The following is a 17,596-nucleotide window of genomic DNA, read 5'->3' as shown; positions in this document are numbered from 1 at the left end:
AATCAGTAAACCCAGAACTGCTTGAACTGTTTACGTAAAGTCAGCGTCAGACAATTCGAAAAATTTTCGGACCCAGCTTAGTTGAATTAAACCTTGGTCGTGTGTGCCGATGACTCCACGCGTTCTGCGAGGGTCTTCATAAAATTAAGTGCCATCTCTTGCGTCGCCTTGATATGTTAGCGCAAACTGTGCTGATAAGGTCTGACATAGGTTCCAAGTGCTTGATGGCACCATCAGCCTGTGCTGCATTAAGGGGGAAAACGCGTGTATCTCGGTCTGGATTTGGGGACGTCAGGTCTTCGGGGAATTGTGGTCAGCGAAGAGGGCAACGTCGTTGCCGAAGCCGAAGCAGGTGTTGTGACATCCACGCCGCACCCCGGTTGGTCAGAACAAGATCCGTTCGATTGGGTAGAAGCCTGTCAAAACGTCGTTGCCCAATTACGTGAGCTGAACGGTGCCGCATTTTCCGCGGTGCGCGGCGTCGGTCTGAGCGGCCATATGCACGGTGCCACGTTGCTGGATCGGGATGGCAATGTGCTAAGGCCCTGTATCCTTTGGAACGACACGAGATCAGCGCAGGAAGCTGCGGATTTGGATGGTCTGGCTTCTATGCGCTCGATCACCGGAAATATCGTTTTTCCGGGTTTCACGGCACCCAAGCTAGAATGGGTGCGCGGGCATGAGCCTGACGTGTTTGCGAAGACATCCAAGGTGTTGCTTCCGAAAGATTATCTGCGTTTCTGGCTCACCGGATCCTACGTCAGTGACATGTCCGACAGCGCCGGTACGGCATGGTTGGATGTTGGAGAACGTGAATGGTCAGACATTGCGCTGGATCTGAGCCATATGCGCCGGGATCAAATGCCAGAGCTGGTTGAAGGCAGTTCAGCAGGCGGAGAACTGCGATCAGAGATCCTTCAGCAATGGGGCCTGACCGGGCCGGTCGTGGTTGCCGGCGGGGCCGGTGACAACGCGGCAGCGGCCTGCGGCATCGGAAGCATCGGCGAGGGCAGCGGATTTCTGTCATTGGGCACGTCGGGTGTGTTGCTGGTCGCGAAGGAAAGCTATGCGCCTGCGCCGGAAACAGCCGTTCATTGTTTTTGTCATGCAGTCCCGGATCGCTGGATTCAAATGGGTGTGATCCTGTCGGCCACCAACAGTCTCAACTGGCTGTCCCGTCACCTCGGTCAACCCGTCGGCACGCTGGCATCGGAACTGCCGGATTCGGTGAAGGGGCCATCAAAGATCACCTTCCTTCCGTACCTGTCCGGTGAACGGACGCCGCATAACGACAGCGCCATACGCGGAGCGTTCCTGGGCCTGGATATCGCATCGGAAACCGCTGATCTGACCCAGTCTGTGATGGAGGGAGTTTCCTTTGCGATGCGCGATTGTTTGGAGGCACTCAAGAGTACGGGCACCAAGCCCGAAAGTTTGCTGGTTGTCGGTGGCGGGGCGCGGTCGCGATTTTGGCTGGAGACACTGGCCACAGTTCTGAACACACCGCTTGCTCTGCCCAAGGGAAGTGAGTTCGGTGCCGCCATCGGCGCGGCACGTCTTGCTGCCTGTGCAGTGCAGGGCGCCGACCCCGAGGACGTCATGCTTTCCCCGGAAGTCGCTGAGCGTGTTGAACCACGTGTCGAACTGTCCAACGCTTATGAGGCGGAATACCAGCGGTATCGCGAGTACTATGCCGCTCTGTCCCCTCTGGCTGCACGGTGATGGCTGATCCCAAGTCTATGCCTGTCGAACAAGTCATACTTCAAGACGGTGACATGTCCGTTTCGGTATTGAGCTATGGCGCAAGCACGCAAGGATGGTGGCTTGGCAAAACACCCTTGATATTGGGCTACGAAAACCCGCAGGATTACCTGTCGGACCCGTTTTACCTCGGCGCGATTGTGGGGCGTGTAGCCAACCGCATCGGCGGAGCGCAGTTTTCATTGCAAGGGGGCGTTCATCACCTGACAGCAAACGAAGGGCCGACCACGCTGCATGGTGGTCCGAGCGGGCTGTCACGCAAATACTGGGATATCGTGAAAACCTCTCCAAATCAGGCGGTTCTGTCCTTGACTTCACCTGACGGTGAAGGCGGATTTCCCGGGGAAGTCAAATTCGAGGTGCATGTCGAACTGACCTGTCCGCGTCTGATCTATACAATCAGGGCGCGACCGGATCGCCCCACACCGATCAGCATCGCGCAGCACAATTATTACACTCTGGGCTGTCCGGAGGATATCCTGGGCTGCCTGCTCAGGCTAAGATCGAACCGGGTGCTGGAATTGGATGCGCTTTCAGTTCCTTCCGGAGATATCTCCGGTGCCGGCGAAAGTGTGCCAGATTTCGCGTTGTCACGTACCGTCGGGGCGGAGGGGCGCGAACTGGACCATTTTTTTGTGTTTGATGAAAGTGGAACCCATGACCATCCGGTTGCAGCGGTCAGGGCACCTTCGGGATTGAGGATGAACGTGTATTCAGATCAACCCGGGGCACAGGTCTATACCGGGGCACATCTGTCAGGCCGATTTAGCCCGGGTGCGGGGCTGTGTATTGAACCGTCAGGATATCCGAACGCCGTGAACATCCCTGCGTTCCCGTCCGTCATCCACACGCCGGACAACCCGTATCAACAAACACTGACACTTGAAATTCCCGAGGATCAATCATGAGAATCCAGATTGCTGCGAGTGCTGTGGGCATCTGGCTGACGCTTTCAGTTGCTCAGGCGCAAGACCTTGGTTCGCGCCCTGAGTTTATCGAACCTGACCTTTCCAACGCAGAGTTGGGGCAAATGCTGTTTTATGATCCGATCCTGTCGGGGAACAGGAACATCAGTTGCGCAACCTGTCATCATCCGAAACTGGGAACGTCTGACGGGCTCTCGCTGGGTATCGGCGAAGGTGGAACCGGGCTGGGGGGAAAGCGTAAGCTCACTCAAGATAACATGCCCGAGCAGCGTATTCCGCGAAACTCGCCCGCGATGTGGAATCTCGGGGCGCTGGAATTCACGACGTTTTTCCATGACGGCCGCCTCGAGGCGGATCCTTCTCGGCCCAATGGCATCAGAACCCCGTTGGGGACACATATGAGGCCGGGGTTCCAGTCGGCTTTGGCGGCGCAGGCGATGTTCCCTGTGCTGTCACCTGACGAAATGGCGGGACATTATTCTGAAAACGAAGTCAGCAAGGCCGTGCGTCTCGGCTTGCTCACACAAGAGGGTGGCGCCTGGGATCTGATTGCCGCGCGGGTGGCCGCGATACCGGAATACAAACAGCGATTTGACGACATCGCGCCCGGAGAAGACATCACCTTTACCGCAATTGCCAATGTCATTGCCGATTTCATCGCGTTTGAATGGCGGGCTGACAACAGCCTCTTTGACCGAGCGATGCGAGGCGATGACGCGCTGCCCGATCAGGCGCAACTGGGGATGGAACTGTTTTACGGAAAGGCTGGATGCAGCGCCTGCCATTCCGGGTGGTTCCAGACCGATCACCGTTTCCATTCCATCGCCATGCCTCAGATCGGTCCAGGAAAAGCAGCGCGTTTCGAAAATCATGTGCGGGATGACGGGCGACTACGCGTCACGGGCGACAAGGACGATGCGTTCGCGTTTCGCACGCCTTCATTGCGCAACGTGACCCTGACGGCGCCATATGGCCACAGCGGAGCCTATGCGCAGCTTGAAGATGTCGTGCGCCATCACCTGCACCCGGTTGCCGCCTTGCGGAGTTACTCAATCGAAAAGGCTGATCTGCCCGAGTTTTCCGGGGCAGAGGACCAAAAGGCTTTGTTGGACGCCCAGCATATTGAGGCTATCGCGGCGTCAAACGATCTGGTTTCCATCAGCCTGAGTGACGAAGAGGTCGACGCCATCCTGAGTTTCCTGGGCACGCTGGAAGATCCGGCAGTGCGGCTGGGAGTGCCGCAATCAGTTCCCAGCGGATTGCCCGTGGATCAGTGATCAGCGCTGGAGGTGGATTACTCGGTTGGGGTCGGCAGGCTGCCAGTCTCCGTGTTCGCCATCTGGCCAGATCACCCGTACCTCTGCGGTCTCGGAATCCCCCAGACCAAAGTGGTGGGGCCCGGATATTCCACTTGCATGTCCTCCGCCAATGGTAACTTCGCGGGTTTGCATGCCAGCAGGTGATTTGACCTCGATAAAACTGCCGACCGCCGCTTGATTGGGGTGGTTCTGACTAAGATCAACCATGAGCCAGTTGCCAGAGGTCGGTTCATTCTGGAAAACCTCAAGGTCCGAGCCACGGTTGACTACCATCAAATCCAGCCAGCCATCCCCATTGAAATCCGCCAGGGCCCCGCCGCGGGACTTTGCCATGGACGCGACACCAGCTTGTGATGCTGTTTCGACAAACTGACCGTCGGCGGCCTGCATCAACAGGTTATTCGGATCGGTTTGCGCCGCGTCGGGCATCTGCTCAACATTGCCTTTCGCGACAAAAATGTCGTCCAGCCCGTCATTGTTGACGTCCCCGAACTGAGCATGCCAGCCGGTTGAGGGGCGGCCATCTTCTCCTACATGCGGCCTGTGTGCGGTGGTGCCTCGGTCATAGGTTGCATCCCGCCAGGTCGGCCCATCCGTTGCGGGATCGAAAACCTGGAATTTCTGATCCCCCATGGAAGTCAGATAAACATCGGGAAACCCATCACCGGTCAAATCCCTCGAGGCAATCCCCATGCCCCAGATCGAGTAGGGAAGCCATCCATCGCCCTCGCTGTACAGGCGCGGGGGGTCTTCCATTGCCCACAGTTGTTCTTGCCCGCCACGCACATAGTAGTGGCGGTCATTGCTGACACGCAGATCCGCGCGACCCGTGCGCGCCCAGTCGGAAAACAGGATGGACAAGGAACAATGACCGGGTTCCAAATGGACAGGGCTGCCATATTCGCTCCCTTCCGGGCGGTACAACAGAGTTGGTCCGCAAGCCTCAAAAGGTCCATCCGGATTGCTTCGGTCGACATAGGTCCCAAAGGCCAGTGTTGGCAGGGTTTGCCCGCTTTCCCAAGTCACGGAAAAGCCGGTGGTCCAATGGTCCTGAGATTGAAAGTTCAGTTCCGCAAAGGGCTCGAATGCGCAGTTCGGTTTGCCGCGCAGCAAGAGGTCTTTGCCCACGCGCAAGACCGCCAGATCCAGAAGCCCATCGCCATCAATGTCCACCGGGTATGCACCGGTCACATGAAACAAGGATAACTGGTCAGGTGTTTTTGAGCGAAAACTGACTTTTGCGTCGGATGTGTTGATGAATAGTTGCGCTGGGTTCGATCCGCCTGCCACAAACAATTCAGGGCGGTCGTCATTGTTGCAATCGAAGACTGCAACACCCCCGCCCACGAAATGTTCCCAGCCGCCATCGTAAACATGGCCGGGGGTTTCCACCTTTTGAAAGCGTGGTGGAACGGTGTCCGCAGCGGCAGCGGAAGCCACCGCAAGCAGGATTGCTATCTTAGTTCGCATGAGCCGCCAGTTCCCTGACCTTCAGGATAGAGACTTGTTCAATTCCATACGCCGCTGCCCCTTTCGCCCACATTGAATCACCCCAGTGGTTTACCTTGATTTCGGGCAACGGCGCGTCAACGCTGACAACACCGTTTTGGACACGGGTCATCACCTCTTCCGAGTGCAGGTAGTCAAAGCTGCCTCTGGCACCGGACAGGATAATGCACTCGGGGTCGAACAGATTGATCAGGTTCGAAACTCCCATGCCGAACATTTGGCCCGCGCGGGCCAGAACGGAAATGGATCGGGCGTCGCCGGCTTTTGCTGCTGCGAGTATATCAACAAGAGTGCGGGGATCTGTCGCTTCACTGGCGATCGTTGCTTCGCGGATCAGGGCGTATTCGCCCACATAGGCTTCCAGGCATCCGCGCTGCCCGCACTGGCACAACGCACCGTCCAACTGAACTTTGAGGTGCCCGAATTCTGCTCCGCATCCGCGTTCACCGCGATAAAGCTTGCCGTCAAGAACAATACCCAGGCCGATGCCGTGCTCGATCGTAACAACCAAAAAGTTCTTCAGCCCCTTTCCCAATCCGAAAAGCTGTTCCGCCTTTGCGACCAGATTGGCGTCGTTTTCGATGAAGGCAGGGCAGGGCAGCACCTCGGACAAAAGAGAACTCAGATCCACATTTCGTTCCGTTAGGGAAGATGACCAATGCACAAAGTTCTGCTTTGCATCAATAAGGCCGGCGATGCCGATGCAGACACCGGACAAATCTGCAAGGGATCGGTTTGCTGAGGCGCAGGCCTGATCAAGCACGGCGCGAATCTTCTTGGCAAACGCATCCGGGGCCATGCGGGCTTCGTCCAGCGGATGTGTGTACGAAGTGATTTCGGTTCCTTCGAAATCCACGAGAATGACTGAAACCTGCTGGCGGGCGACTTTCACGCCCGCAATCAGATGCGACGCGCCATGGAGCTTCAGCTGTACGCGCGGTCTGCCGCGGCGCGCCGACTTGGAAGGTGTTTCGCCTTCTATTTCCTGAATCAGACCAGCAGACAGAAGATCGGCAGTGGCGGTTGTGATGGTCGCGGGGCTGGTTTCCAACGCGCTGGCGATGTCGATTCGTGAAATGGTCCCCTTGGCCCGGATTTTTTCCAATACGCGCAGGCGAGTGATGTTCCTTTGGTCCGTGGCATTTGAAGAAGCTTTGCTTTTCAGCATCTTGCCCTCGCGAATCTGATCCCTGTTTCAACCTAGGTGGTTTTTTCTGTTACCGATAGCATAAATATTTTACCGACTGAAATAAATATGCTACTCAGAATTATCGGGGCCACGAATCATGAAACGATGGCTCATTGAAACCGGGAGGAAATCATGAAACGAATACTCAGCGCCTCTGCTGTGGCAGTCCTGATGGGGACAGTTGCATTTGCAGAGCCCACGGTCGGTGTAAGCTGGTCGAATTTCCAGGAAGAGCGTTGGAAAACCGACGAAGCGGCGATCAAGGCTGCACTGGAAGCGGGCGGTGCCGAATACATCTCGTCTGATGCGCAATCTTCTTCCGCCAAGCAATTATCGGATATTGAAAGTCTGATCGCGCAGGGCGTTGATGCGCTGATCATTCTGGCGCAGGATTCTCAGGCCATCGGCCCGGCAGTGCAGGCAGCGGCAGACGAAGGCATTCCGGTCATTGCGTATGACCGTCTGATCGAAGATGACCGTGCGTTCTATCTGACATTCGATAACGTTGAAGTTGGCCGGATGCAGGCGCGCGCAGTGTTCGAAGCGATGCCCAAAGGCAACTATGTGATGATCAAGGGCTCGCCCACAGATCCGAACGCGGATTTCCTGCGCGGTGGTCAACAAGAGATCATCCAGGCCGCCGTTGACAGCGGTGATATCGTCATCGTGGGTGAAGCTTATACCGACGGCTGGCTGCCTGCGAACGCGCAGCGCAACATGGAACAGATCCTGACTGCGAACGAAAACAACGTTGATGCCGTAGTGGCCTCGAATGACGGTACTGCTGGCGGCGTTGTCGCCGCGCTGACCGCGCAGGGTATGGAAGGCATTCCTGTCTCGGGTCAAGATGGTGATCATGCGGCGCTGAACCGGGTCGCCAAGGGCACGCAAACCGTTTCTGTATGGAAAGATGCGCGTGAGCTGGGCAAGGCTGCCGGTGAAATAGCAGTTGCGTTGAGCAGCGGAACCAGCCCTGAGGATATTGAAGGCGCCATCAGCTGGACGTCGCCGGGCGGAACCGAGATGAACTCGGTCTTCCTTGCGCCTGTACCGATCACCAAAGACAACCTGTCTGTCGTGGTCGATGCTGGTTGGATTCCGCTGGAAGACCTGTGCCAGGGCGTCGAAAACGGCCCCGCACCCTGTAACTAAACCTAGTTCCAAACTGTCACATCTCTGGCCCGCATGGCCGGGCCAGAGATCATAGCTGAACATGAAAGATCGGATATGACCGAAACTTCGTCTCAGCCGGTACCCCAAAAAGCAAAGGCCAACCTGTTTCAGCAACTGGAACTGGATATGCGGCTATTGGGCATGATCGGCGCCTTCATCATCCTGTGCATCGGCTTCAACATCTTTACGGACGGCCGTTTTCTGACGCCCAGAAACCTGTTCAATCTGTCGATCCAAACCGTCTCGGTCGCCATCATGGCCTGTGGCATGGTGTTCATCATCGTCATGCGCCACATCGATCTCTCGGTCGGCGCGCTTCTGGCGACAACATCCGCCGTCATGGCGATGACCCAGACCGAGCTGTTGCCGAATGTGTTAGGGATGGGATTGAACCACCCCGCGACGTGGGCGATCACGTTGGTGGTGGGCCTTGCGGTCGGGACAATGATCGGTGCGTTCCACGGTTGGATGGTGGGGTATCTGACCATTCCGGCTTTCATCGTGACGCTTGGAGGGTTTCTGGTCTGGCGCAACGTTGCCTGGTACATGACTGACGGCCAGACAATCGGCCCACTGGACAGCACTTTCCTGATGTTTGGCGGCACCAATGGGACCTTGGGCACAACGGTCAGTTTGCTGATCGGCTTCGCGGCCACGGCTATTGCAATCTGGGCGTTGTGGAGCGGTCGCCGGTCCAAAGCCGCTCACGGGTTCCCTGTCAAACCGGTATGGGCCGAAGCGACACTGGCCGGAATCGTTGGCATTGCCATCATGGGCTATGTCTTTATCGTCAACAGCTATGCCATCCCGACACGTCGGCTTGAACGCATGTTTGAAGCGCGCGGCGAGACCATGCCTGAAGGACTAGTTGTTGGTTACGGCATCCCGATTTCGGTGCTGATCCTGATCCTTGTGGCGGTGACGCTGACCGTTGTGGCCCGCAAAACCCGCTTTGGACGCTATATCTTTGCAACAGGCGGCAACCCGGATGCGGCCGAATTGTCAGGCATCAACACCCGCATGATGACCGTCAAGATCTTCGCTCTGATGGGGTTTCTCTGTGCACTGTCGGCGGTCGTGGCCTCGGCCCGTCTGGCCAATCACTCAAACGATATCGGTACGCTGGATGAGCTGCGCGTGATTGCCGCTGCCGTGATCGGTGGAACGGCGCTGTCCGGCGGTATCGGTACGATCTATGGTGCAATCCTCGGCGCGCTGATCATGCAGGCACTGCAATCCGGCATGGCCATGGTCGGCGTGGATGCGCCGTTTCAGAATATCGTCGTCGGCAGCGTGCTGGTTCTGGCCGTCTATATCGACATCGTCTATCGCAAACGTCTGGGGGCGAAATGATGCAAGCACAAGAAACACAAAGCCAGGCTTCGGGCCGCGGATCGGGTCAGCCTCCCTTAGTGGAAATGCGTGATATCTCGATTTCCTTCGGGGGCATCAAGGCGGTAGATCATGTGTCGGTTGATCTCTACCCGGGCGAGGTCGTGGGCCTTCTAGGGCACAATGGGGCCGGCAAATCCACCCTGATCAAGGTGCTTTCGGGTGCCTATCAGATGGACCACGGCGAAATTCTGATCGACGGCAACAAGGTTGAGATCAACAATCCCCGCGACGCGCGCGCCAACAATATCGAGACGATCTATCAGACGCTGGCGCTGGCGGATAACCTGGATGCAAGTTCGAACCTGTTTCTAGGCCGCGAAATGGTTACGCCCTTTGGCCTGGTCAACGACGCCGCGATGGAGGCGGAATGCCGCAAGATCATGGCACAGCTGAACCCGAACTTTCAGAAGTTCAACGATCCGGTCTCGGCCCTGTCAGGGGGGCAGCGTCAATCGGTGGCCATCGCGCGTGCGGTGTACTTCAACGCCCGTATCCTGATCATGGACGAGCCCACGGCTGCGCTTGGCCCGCACGAAACACAGATGGTGGCGGACCTGATCCAACAGCTCAAGGCGCAGGGAATCGGGATTTTCCTGATCGACCACGATGTGCACGCGGTGATGGAATTATGTGACCGGGCTTCGGTCATGAAGAACGGAAAGTTGGTTGGAACGGTTGATATCGCCGATGTCACCGATGACGATCTGTTGTCGATGATCATTCTGGGCAAAAAGCCCGGCGAAAAAACGGATTGAGGTAGACGAGATGACGAGCGGTTTTTTTCAGGGAATTGAACAGGTGCAATTCGAAGGCGAGGACAGTAAGAACCCGCTCGCATTCCGTCACTACAATCCGGATGAGATCGTCATGGGCAAGCGCATGGAAGACCACTTGCGGTTTGCCGTGGCGTGGTGGCATTCATTCGCCTGGGAGGGTGGTGATCCGTTTGGTGGGCCCACCTTCGAACGTCCCTGGCATCCGCAAGATGATATGGGCCGGGCCAAGATGAAGGCTGATGTCGCCTTTGAGATGTTCCAGATCCTCGGGCAGCCCTATTTCTGCTGGCATGATGCTGATATCCGCCCTGAGCAGGGGAACTTTGCCGACAATCTGCGCACTCTGAACGAGATCGCAGACTATATCGGTGAAAAGATGCAGGCATCCGGTACCAAGTTGCTATGGGGCACGGCCAATATGTTCAGCCATCGTCGCTGGATGGGAGGGGCCAGCACGAACCCTGACCCCGAGGTCTTTGCTTTCGCTGCCGCCACTGTGAAGTCATGCATGGATGCCACTCACAAGTTGGGGGGCGAAAATTATGTGCTTTGGGGCGGGCGTGAAGGGTACGAGACGCTGCTCAACACCGATATGAAAACCGAATTGGATCACATGGGCCGGTTCCTGAACATGGTGGTCGAGTACAAGCACAAGATCGGATTCAAGGGTGCTATTCTTGTCGAACCAAAGCCGCAGGAGCCATCGAAGCATCAGTATGATTTCGACGCCGCCACCTGCATCGGGTTCCTGCGCAAATATGGGCTTGAGGATGAGGTCAAGCTGAACCTTGAACAGGGGCACGCGATCCTGGCAGGTCACAGCTTCGAACACGAAATTGCGGTGGCTGCGGCTGAGGGGATGCTGGGATCCATCGACATGAACCGGAACGACTATCAGTCAGGATGGGATACGGATCAGTTCCCCAACAACACCCCCGAAGTCGCGGTGGCGTACTACCACATCCTGAAAGCGGGCGGGTTCACAACCGGCGGCACCAATTTCGATGCCAAGCTGCGCCGGCAGTCGATCGATGCCGAAGATCTGATCGCCGCGCATGTGGGCGGGATGGATATCTGTGCCCGGGGTCTGAAAGCGGCAGCAGCGATGATCGAAGATGGGGGATTGGAACAGGCGCTGGTTGATCGGTACGCGGGCTGGAATACGCCTGAGGCGCAGGCAATGCTGTCCTCCGGGCTTGACGAGATTGCAGCGCGGGTGTTGGCCGAAGATCTCAATCCAAGTCCGCGCTCGGGACGTCAGGAAATCCTCGAGAACTACGTGAACCGTTTTGTCTGATCCCTGTGGGTTCAGCCGATCCGTAAAATAACCTGTGTACAATGCCCCGGAAACGCGTGAGTTTGCTTCAGTGTTGGTCGGGGTTTTCCCTGGCCGAGCGCAAAGACATCAGAGGCCCGTCCGGGTCGAACAGATGGGGCGAACAGGGTTTTGGCGGATCGATCGGCAGGCAAAGCGGTGTTTCTGAGCGGCAGCCTTATGCTGCACGTGACCCGCATGTCGCTGACCACCAGCATTGGCCTGATGGCCATTTTTGCCGTCGACTTTGTCGATATGATCTTCATCTCGATGTTGGGCAAAGACGCCCTTGCGGCGGCGGTGGGCTATGCCGGTACGCTGCTGTTTTTCACCAACGCGATCAATATCGGATTGTCCATTTCGGCCGGGGCGCTGGTCGCGCGCGAACTTGGGGCCGGGCGGGCTGAACAGGCAAGGCATTACGCGTCCAGTGTGGCTGTTATCGGACTGATTGCCGGGCTGATGACATCGGTACTGGTATTGTTGAATCTCAGTTACCTGCTGTCGTTGCTCGGCGCAGAAGGTGAGGTTCTGAGGCTGGCGACGCGGTATGTGTCGATCATCCTTCCCACCATGTGCGTGATGTCGATTGCGATGGCGGCAATGGCGGTGCTGCGCGCCCACGGCGATGCGCGACGGTCGATGATGGCAACGATTTATGGCGGTGTGGTGAATGCTGTTCTGGATCCGATTTTGATCTTTGCTGTCGGGTTGGGGCTGGACGGGGCCGCGATTGCCTCGGTCCTGGCGCGGCTGTGCATGTTGGGAGCGGCGTTGTGGCCCGCGCTCCGGGTGCATCGGGGATTTGCGCGTCCTTCACTGAAGCAGGTAACACAGGATTTGCGCCCTGTGCGGGCAATTGCAATTCCCGCTGTTCTGACGAATGTCGCCACGCCGATCGGGAATGCCATTGTGGTGCGGGAGATCGCGCAATATGGCACGGATGCGGTTGCGGGCATGGCTGTGATTGGACGTCTGTTGCCAGTGGCGTTTTCAGTCATCTTCGCGCTGTCTGGCGCGATAGGGCCGATCATCGGGCAGAATTTCGGGGCCGAAAAGTTCGATCGTGTGCGCGCTGCCTTTTTGGCAGGGATCAAGTTTACGGCCATTTATGTACTTTGCATGTCGGCTATCTTGTTTTTGCTGCGCGCACCGATTGCGGATTTGTTCGCAGCCGAAGGCGAAACCCGAAGTCTGATTTATCTGTTCTGTGGCCCGCTGGCATTGGCTTCGTTCTTCAATGGCGTGATCTTCGTGACAAATGCCAGCTTCAACAACTTGGGGCACCCGGTGTATTCCACATGGATAAACTGGGGTCGCCACACAATTGGAACATGGGTTTTCGCAACGATTGGTTCACAGATCGCCGGAGCTTCCGGCGTTCTGCTGGGTCAGGCCTTCGGAGGCGTCATCTTTGCAGGTGTTGGATGGGTTCTGGTCGCGCGGGTTGTGGCACGGTTGGAGCGCTCACAAGCGCTGGAGCCTTTTTCCGATCAAGGTCGACTCCATTCACTGTTCGGGCGTCGCGGATGGTGATCAGGTCGGATCAGTTCCCCTGATTGCGCGCTTCCAGCCGTTCCAGATTGACCACGGTCGACAGCATCAGGCGATCATGGCTCCAATCCTGTGTTTGCTGTAGCGACGCAGACCCCAGTGCAAGAAGGGTGGCGAAGGTCAATGCCATCCCCAGGAACAGAGCGGGGAGGGTGGGCACCGTCGGTTGCGCATCAGTCAGCGCAAGCACACGCTGTCGCAGCACACGCTTGGCCTTGCCGCCAGTCACAAAGGCAACGTTCAAAACGCGTGGATTGTTAACCGAGATCGTACGTGCGCAATAATCCAGCAGGCACGCGGTATACTCGCGCGCATCGATCCGTTTGCGGGCCACCACTGACTGGTCGCATGCCAGTTCACGTAGACGGCCGAACTGATACTTGAGCATCAGATAGGCAGGGTTCCAGAACAACAGCGGGCGCAGCATTTCAAAGCCCAGTTCCCATTCGACATCGCCCGCCCGAACATGCTGAAGTTCGTGCGCCAACGCAAAACGCAGCTCGTGCGGGTTATCCAGCAGGTGGCTTGGTAGAACGACATGGCGACGGCGCAATCCGCGAACTGCGAAAGGTACGGTGATGCGATCCGAGAGATGGATATCAACCTTGTTTGACTGCCGCCAAAGAAAGCTGGATTTGACTGTCTGACGGATCATCATCGCGTCCCGCAGGGCGCGAGCCGCAAACACGGCGGCGACCAAAACGAGCAGTGTCGCGAATGCGGTGATAATCGGCTGCTGCCCTGACAACGCAAGATCCACCCACCTTTCACGGGTGTTCAGCAGGGCCTCGAACTGGGTGGCAGGCATGGCGATGTCGCCGCGCAGATAGGCGGCAACGGCGATGTCACCGAGCGCCATGGCGCTGCCCGGCCATGCATAAGAGGCGAATGATGAAACACCGATCGCAAGAAAGGGGCTGATAAGTACGCAAACGCACAGCGCCTTGAGTGCACGCAATTGCGCGACAAAGCTATGGCGCAGGGCTGTTCGGTTCAGGGCTGCGCGTGCCACCAGCCAGATGACGGCCGACAAGGCCAGCACGATGTTGAGTTCAATGAATGCGTCGAGAACCGGTCTAACCGCTGTCATTTTGCAGTCTCCTCTCTACCAGCGCTCGAATTTCCTCAAGATCGGCTTCGCTCAGCCCCGCATCATCGACAAGCCGTGCCACCAATGTGGCGGGGGTGTCGTCGAACAGTGTACGGGACAGGTTTTGCAGCGAACGGGCCTGATATCTGTCCTTTTCCAGAAGCGGCGTATAGATCAGGGTCTTTCCTGTCTTGTGGCTTTCCACAAAACCCTTTTCGTCCAGAATACGAAGGATCGTGGCCCCGGATGTGTAGGCTAGATTGCGTTCCAAAGGCAGGCGGTCCAGGACATCTCGCACCGAGCCTTGCCCGAGGGCCCAGAGTTCGTTCATGAACTCCAGTTCAACCTCGGTCAGCAGATTTGTTGTCTTTTTCTTTCGCATCGATCTCGGTGTAGTCATGTTTAGTATGCCTGACAGACAAGCATCCTTTCGCGATTTCTCAAAGTCTAAACTTTCCAGAACACAAAAACGCCCCAACCGATAGACAGGAAAAGAGGTATCCAGACCGGCTGTCCGACAAGCCCCAGCCAGGCGAGGAAGATATAGGCGGACCCCAGAAGGGTGATGAACAGCCGGTCGCCCAATGTGGTCGTCAGCCCCAGTACACCGCGCCGTTCTATACCATCGCGATACTTGAAGCCCTCAAGAACGCCAATCACAGCGATGGCCGAAAAGATTCCGACGAACACGGCCAGTGTCGCCGGGGTCCAGGCCATCCAGAAATCGGGCCACAGTGGGGCAGTCCAGGAAAAGCCTTTTTCCTCTGGCTGGCCGACGCTGCCCCATCCGGCCTGCTGGGCAAAAGTGGTGGAAGGCAGGAAAAAGAGGGTGAGAAGAAGTTTACGCATATCGAACCTCACACACGTCCCATCGCGAAACCACGCGCGATGTAGTTGCGGACAAACCAGATGACGATGGCGCCGGGGATGATGGTCAGGGTGCCGGCGGCGGCAAGCAGGCCCAATTCGTACCCCGCGCTGGATGCGGTGCGGGTCATCACGGCGGCGATGGGCTTGGCCTCGACCGCCGTCAAGGTCTTGGCCAACAGCATTTCCACCCACGAGAACATGAAGCAGAAGAAGGCCGCGACGCCGACGCCAGCTTTGATATTCGGCAGGAAGATCGTCACGAAGAAGCGCGGGAAGGAATAGCCATCGACATAGGCTGTTTCGTCCAGTTCCTTTGGAATGCCGCGCATAAAGCCTTCCAAAATCCAAACCGCCAGCGGCACATTGAACAGCGTGTGTGCCAGAGCCACGGCCAGATACGTGTCGAACAGACCGATGGAAGAGTAGAGCTGAAAGAATGGCAGCGCAAATACCGCAGCCGGAGCCATCCGGTTGGTCAGCAGCCAGAAAAACAGCTGTTTGTCACCTAGGAACCTGTAGCGAGAGAAAGCATAGGCAGCAGGCAGTGCGACACAAACCGAAAGTACCGTGTTCAGAGTCACATAAGCGATCGAGTTGATGTAGCCCCAGTACCAGGTCGGATCAGTGAAGATCGTGATGTAATTTTCCAGCGTAAATGTCTGGGGGAACAGGGAAAAGCCCGACAGAATCTCGTTCGTGGTCTTGAAGGACATCGCCACCAGCCAATAGATCGGCAGCATCAGGAACGCGATGTACAGGATCGGGATGAGGGAACGCTTTTTCATTCTGCGTCATCCTTTGTCATCAGAGTGTAGAAGAGCCACGACACAAGCAATGTGATGGCGAAATAGATCAGACTCATCGCCGCCGCCGGGCCAAGGTCGAACTGTCCCAACGCGATCTTCACCAGGTCGATCGACAGTAGGGTGGTCGAGTTGCCGGGGCCACCGCCGGTCAGTACGAAAGGCTCGGTATAGATGTTGAAACTGTCCATGAACCGCAAAAGAATTGCGATGGTCAGAACTGTCTTCATCTTGGGCAGTTGGATGTAGCGGAACACCGACCAAGGGCTGGCACCGTCGATCTTGGCCGCCTGATAATAAGCGTCAGGGATCGACACGAGGCCCGCGTAACAAAGCAGCACCACCAGTGAGGTCCAATGCCAGACGTCCATCACAATGACCGTAATCCAGGCCGACAGAGGCTGTTGGGTCATGTCATAGTTGATGCCCAAAACGTCATTTAGGAAGTATCCAAGCAGGCCGATCTTGGGCAGGGTAAAGATGTTCCACATCGAGCCCACCACATTCCACGGTATCAGCATCGGCAGAGCCATCAGAACCAGACAGACCGGCACCCAAAAGCCTTTACGCGGCATGGATAGCGCGACGATGATACCCAAGGGCACCTCGATGATCAGGATCATGAAGGTAAACAGGAACTGCCGTCCCAAAGCGGCCTGGAAACGGTCTGATCTCAGGATTTGTTCAAACCAGCCGAGCCCTTCCCAGAAGAACTGGTTGTTGCCAAAGGTTTCCTGCACCGAATAGTTGACCACAGTCATCATCGGCACCAGCGCGTTGAACGCGACCAGCGCCAAGACCGGAAGGACGAAGAACCACGCCTTTTGGTTTTCTGTTCTCATTTCGCCCGCTCCTCGGTTGCGATCCAGCCGTCCCGATAGACGCGGGATTGTTCGGGTTTGAATTGCAGGAAGACCTGCGAGCCCGGCTCGGGCACGCTGTGTTCGGTTACAGCCTTGAGGGCGGTGTTTCCGACCATCGCGCTAACCACAAAATGGCGGCCGATGTCCGATACTTTGGTCACATGCGCGGGGATGCCGGTCTCGCCGAAGCCCACATATTCCGGGCGAATACCCAGATCAGTGTGGCCGCCGTCACCATGCGCGGGGCCTTCCAGCATGATTTCGTGCCCTTCAAAGATGGCGCGGTCGCCTTTGGCCTCACACGGAAGAACGTTCATACCGGGCGAGCCGATGAAGTGGCCGACAAAAGTGTGCTGAGGACGCTCGAACAGTTCGACCGGCGTGCCGATTTGAACCACTTCACCGTCCTGCATAACGACAACCTCATCGGCGAAGGTCAACGCCTCGGTCTGGTCATGGGTCACGTAGATCATGGTGGCTTGCACGCGCTGATGCAGTTCTTTCAGCTTGGACCGCAGCTTCCATTTCAGATGGGGGTCGATCACGGTCAGCGGCTCATCGAACATCACAGCGTTCACGTCATCACGAACAAGGCCACGGCCCATCGAGATTTTCTGCTTGTTGTCCGGGCTCAGGCCCGAGGCCTTGGTGCCCAACATATCCGTGACATCCAGCATCTCAGCAATTTCATTGACACGGCGCTTGACCGTAGCGGCATCAACGCCTCTGTTCTTCAGCGGAAAAGCCAGGTTTTCGCCGACGGTCATGGTGTCGTAGATCACCGGGAACTGAAACACTTGCGCGATGTTGCGCTGATCCGGGGGTAGGGCCGTTACATCCTGATCATCGAACAGGATACGCCCCTCGGACGGGGTCAGCAGGCCGGAGATGATGTTGAGGAGTGTGGACTTGCCGCAACCTGACGGCCCCAGCAGTGCATACGCCCCACCATCACGCCATGTCACGTCGATTTCCTTCAGCGCATAGTCCTCTGGGCCTTTTGGCGCGGGCATGTAGCTATGTCGAAGGTTTGAAAGCTTGATCTGTGCCATG

16 protein-coding genes are annotated in these 17,596 nt (G+C 57.0%); 8 read left to right on the top strand and 8 right to left on the bottom strand.

Annotated features, from left to right (window positions below; translation table 11 throughout):
- The first annotated feature begins 264 nt into the window (after positions 1 to 264).
- From xylB to AC2FEB_RS07360, 3 genes are read left to right on the top strand one after another with little or no spacing between them, the layout of a single operon-like run.
- Positions 265 to 1,722: a xylulokinase gene (gene xylB / locus AC2FEB_RS07370; RefSeq protein WP_496674859.1), complete on the top strand. Its 1,458-nt coding sequence runs from the start codon at positions 265 to 267 to the stop codon at positions 1,720 to 1,722.
- Positions 1,722 to 2,669, top strand: a complete 948-nt coding sequence (locus AC2FEB_RS07365) for an aldose epimerase family protein (protein ID WP_496761273.1) — start codon at positions 1,722 to 1,724, stop codon at positions 2,667 to 2,669. Before xylB ends, AC2FEB_RS07365 begins: the two co-directional genes overlap by 1 nt.
- Positions 2,666 to 3,964 carry a cytochrome-c peroxidase gene (locus AC2FEB_RS07360; protein ID WP_496674861.1) on the top strand — a complete coding sequence of 433 codons (1,299 nt, stop codon included), beginning with the start codon at positions 2,666 to 2,668 and terminating at the stop codon, positions 3,962 to 3,964. The genes AC2FEB_RS07365 and AC2FEB_RS07360 overlap by 4 nt, the downstream gene beginning before the upstream one ends.
- Here AC2FEB_RS07360 and AC2FEB_RS07355 read toward each other — a convergent pair whose 3' ends face one another.
- Together AC2FEB_RS07355 and AC2FEB_RS07350 are read right to left on the bottom strand one after the other, a co-directional pair.
- The gene (locus AC2FEB_RS07355; protein ID WP_496674863.1) at positions 3,965 to 5,476 is read right to left on the bottom strand and encodes a CRTAC1 family protein; all 1,512 of its coding nucleotides are present in this window, start codon (positions 5,474 to 5,476) and stop codon (positions 3,965 to 3,967) included.
- The gene (locus AC2FEB_RS07350; RefSeq protein ID WP_117869448.1) at positions 5,466 to 6,683 is read right to left on the bottom strand and encodes an ROK family transcriptional regulator; all 1,218 of its coding nucleotides are present in this window, start codon (positions 6,681 to 6,683) and stop codon (positions 5,466 to 5,468) included. The genes AC2FEB_RS07355 and AC2FEB_RS07350 overlap by 11 nt, the downstream gene beginning before the upstream one ends.
- A gap of 153 nt (positions 6,684 to 6,836) precedes the next feature.
- Here AC2FEB_RS07350 and xylF point away from each other — a divergent pair, with 153 nt between their 5' ends.
- From xylF to AC2FEB_RS07325, 5 genes are all read left to right on the top strand, one after another.
- A complete protein-coding gene (gene xylF / locus AC2FEB_RS07345) occupies positions 6,837 to 7,856 on the top strand; it encodes a D-xylose ABC transporter substrate-binding protein (RefSeq protein WP_117869447.1) in 1,020 nt (339 codons plus the stop codon).
- A 75-nt stretch (positions 7,857 to 7,931) separates the two neighbouring features.
- A complete protein-coding gene (locus AC2FEB_RS07340; protein ID WP_117872798.1) occupies positions 7,932 to 9,230 on the top strand; it encodes a sugar ABC transporter permease in 1,299 nt (432 codons plus the stop codon).
- Entirely contained in the window at positions 9,230 to 10,027 is a 798-nt protein-coding gene (locus AC2FEB_RS07335; protein WP_299897210.1) for an ATP-binding cassette domain-containing protein, read from the top strand. Before AC2FEB_RS07340 ends, AC2FEB_RS07335 begins: the two co-directional genes overlap by 1 nt.
- A 10-nt stretch (positions 10,028 to 10,037) precedes the next feature.
- Positions 10,038 to 11,345, top strand: coding sequence for a xylose isomerase (gene xylA, locus AC2FEB_RS07330; protein WP_299895867.1), 1,308 nt, complete (start codon positions 10,038 to 10,040; stop codon positions 11,343 to 11,345).
- Between the two features lie 198 nt (positions 11,346 to 11,543).
- Entirely contained in the window at positions 11,544 to 12,899 is a 1,356-nt protein-coding gene (locus AC2FEB_RS07325) for an MATE family efflux transporter (protein WP_496674886.1), read from the top strand.
- 10 nt (positions 12,900 to 12,909) lie between these two features.
- Here the strand turns inward: AC2FEB_RS07325 and AC2FEB_RS07320 are convergent, their stop codons facing one another.
- The 6 genes from AC2FEB_RS07320 to AC2FEB_RS07295 form a co-directional block, all read right to left on the bottom strand.
- Positions 12,910 to 14,007, bottom strand: coding sequence for a M56 family metallopeptidase (locus AC2FEB_RS07320; protein WP_299636725.1), 1,098 nt, complete (start codon positions 14,005 to 14,007; stop codon positions 12,910 to 12,912).
- Complete coding sequence (locus tag AC2FEB_RS07315) at positions 13,994 to 14,389, bottom strand: BlaI/MecI/CopY family transcriptional regulator (RefSeq protein ID WP_117869443.1); 396 nt, start codon at positions 14,387 to 14,389, stop codon at positions 13,994 to 13,996. Before AC2FEB_RS07315 ends, AC2FEB_RS07320 begins: the two co-directional genes overlap by 14 nt.
- A 65-nt stretch (positions 14,390 to 14,454) precedes the next feature.
- Positions 14,455 to 14,856 (bottom strand): DUF2160 domain-containing protein, encoded by a 402-nt coding sequence (locus AC2FEB_RS07310; RefSeq protein ID WP_299636723.1) that lies wholly within the window; start codon positions 14,854 to 14,856, stop codon positions 14,455 to 14,457.
- An 8-nt stretch (positions 14,857 to 14,864) separates the two neighbouring features.
- On the bottom strand, positions 14,865 to 15,662 hold the full coding sequence (locus AC2FEB_RS07305; protein ID WP_117869441.1) for a carbohydrate ABC transporter permease: 798 nt from the start codon (positions 15,660 to 15,662) through the stop codon (positions 14,865 to 14,867).
- Positions 15,659 to 16,522, bottom strand: coding sequence for a carbohydrate ABC transporter permease (locus AC2FEB_RS07300; protein ID WP_117869440.1), 864 nt, complete (start codon positions 16,520 to 16,522; stop codon positions 15,659 to 15,661). Before AC2FEB_RS07300 ends, AC2FEB_RS07305 begins: the two co-directional genes overlap by 4 nt.
- On the bottom strand, positions 16,519 to 17,595 hold the full coding sequence (locus AC2FEB_RS07295) for an ABC transporter ATP-binding protein (RefSeq protein ID WP_496674868.1): 1,077 nt from the start codon (positions 17,593 to 17,595) through the stop codon (positions 16,519 to 16,521). The genes AC2FEB_RS07300 and AC2FEB_RS07295 overlap by 4 nt, the downstream gene beginning before the upstream one ends.
- Position 17,596 lies beyond the last annotated feature (1 nt).

The organism is Ruegeria sp. YTSC106 (assembly GCF_059609765.1).
Note: the sequence above shows the minus strand (reverse complement) of the source record. Positions and strands in the feature narration are given on the sequence as shown.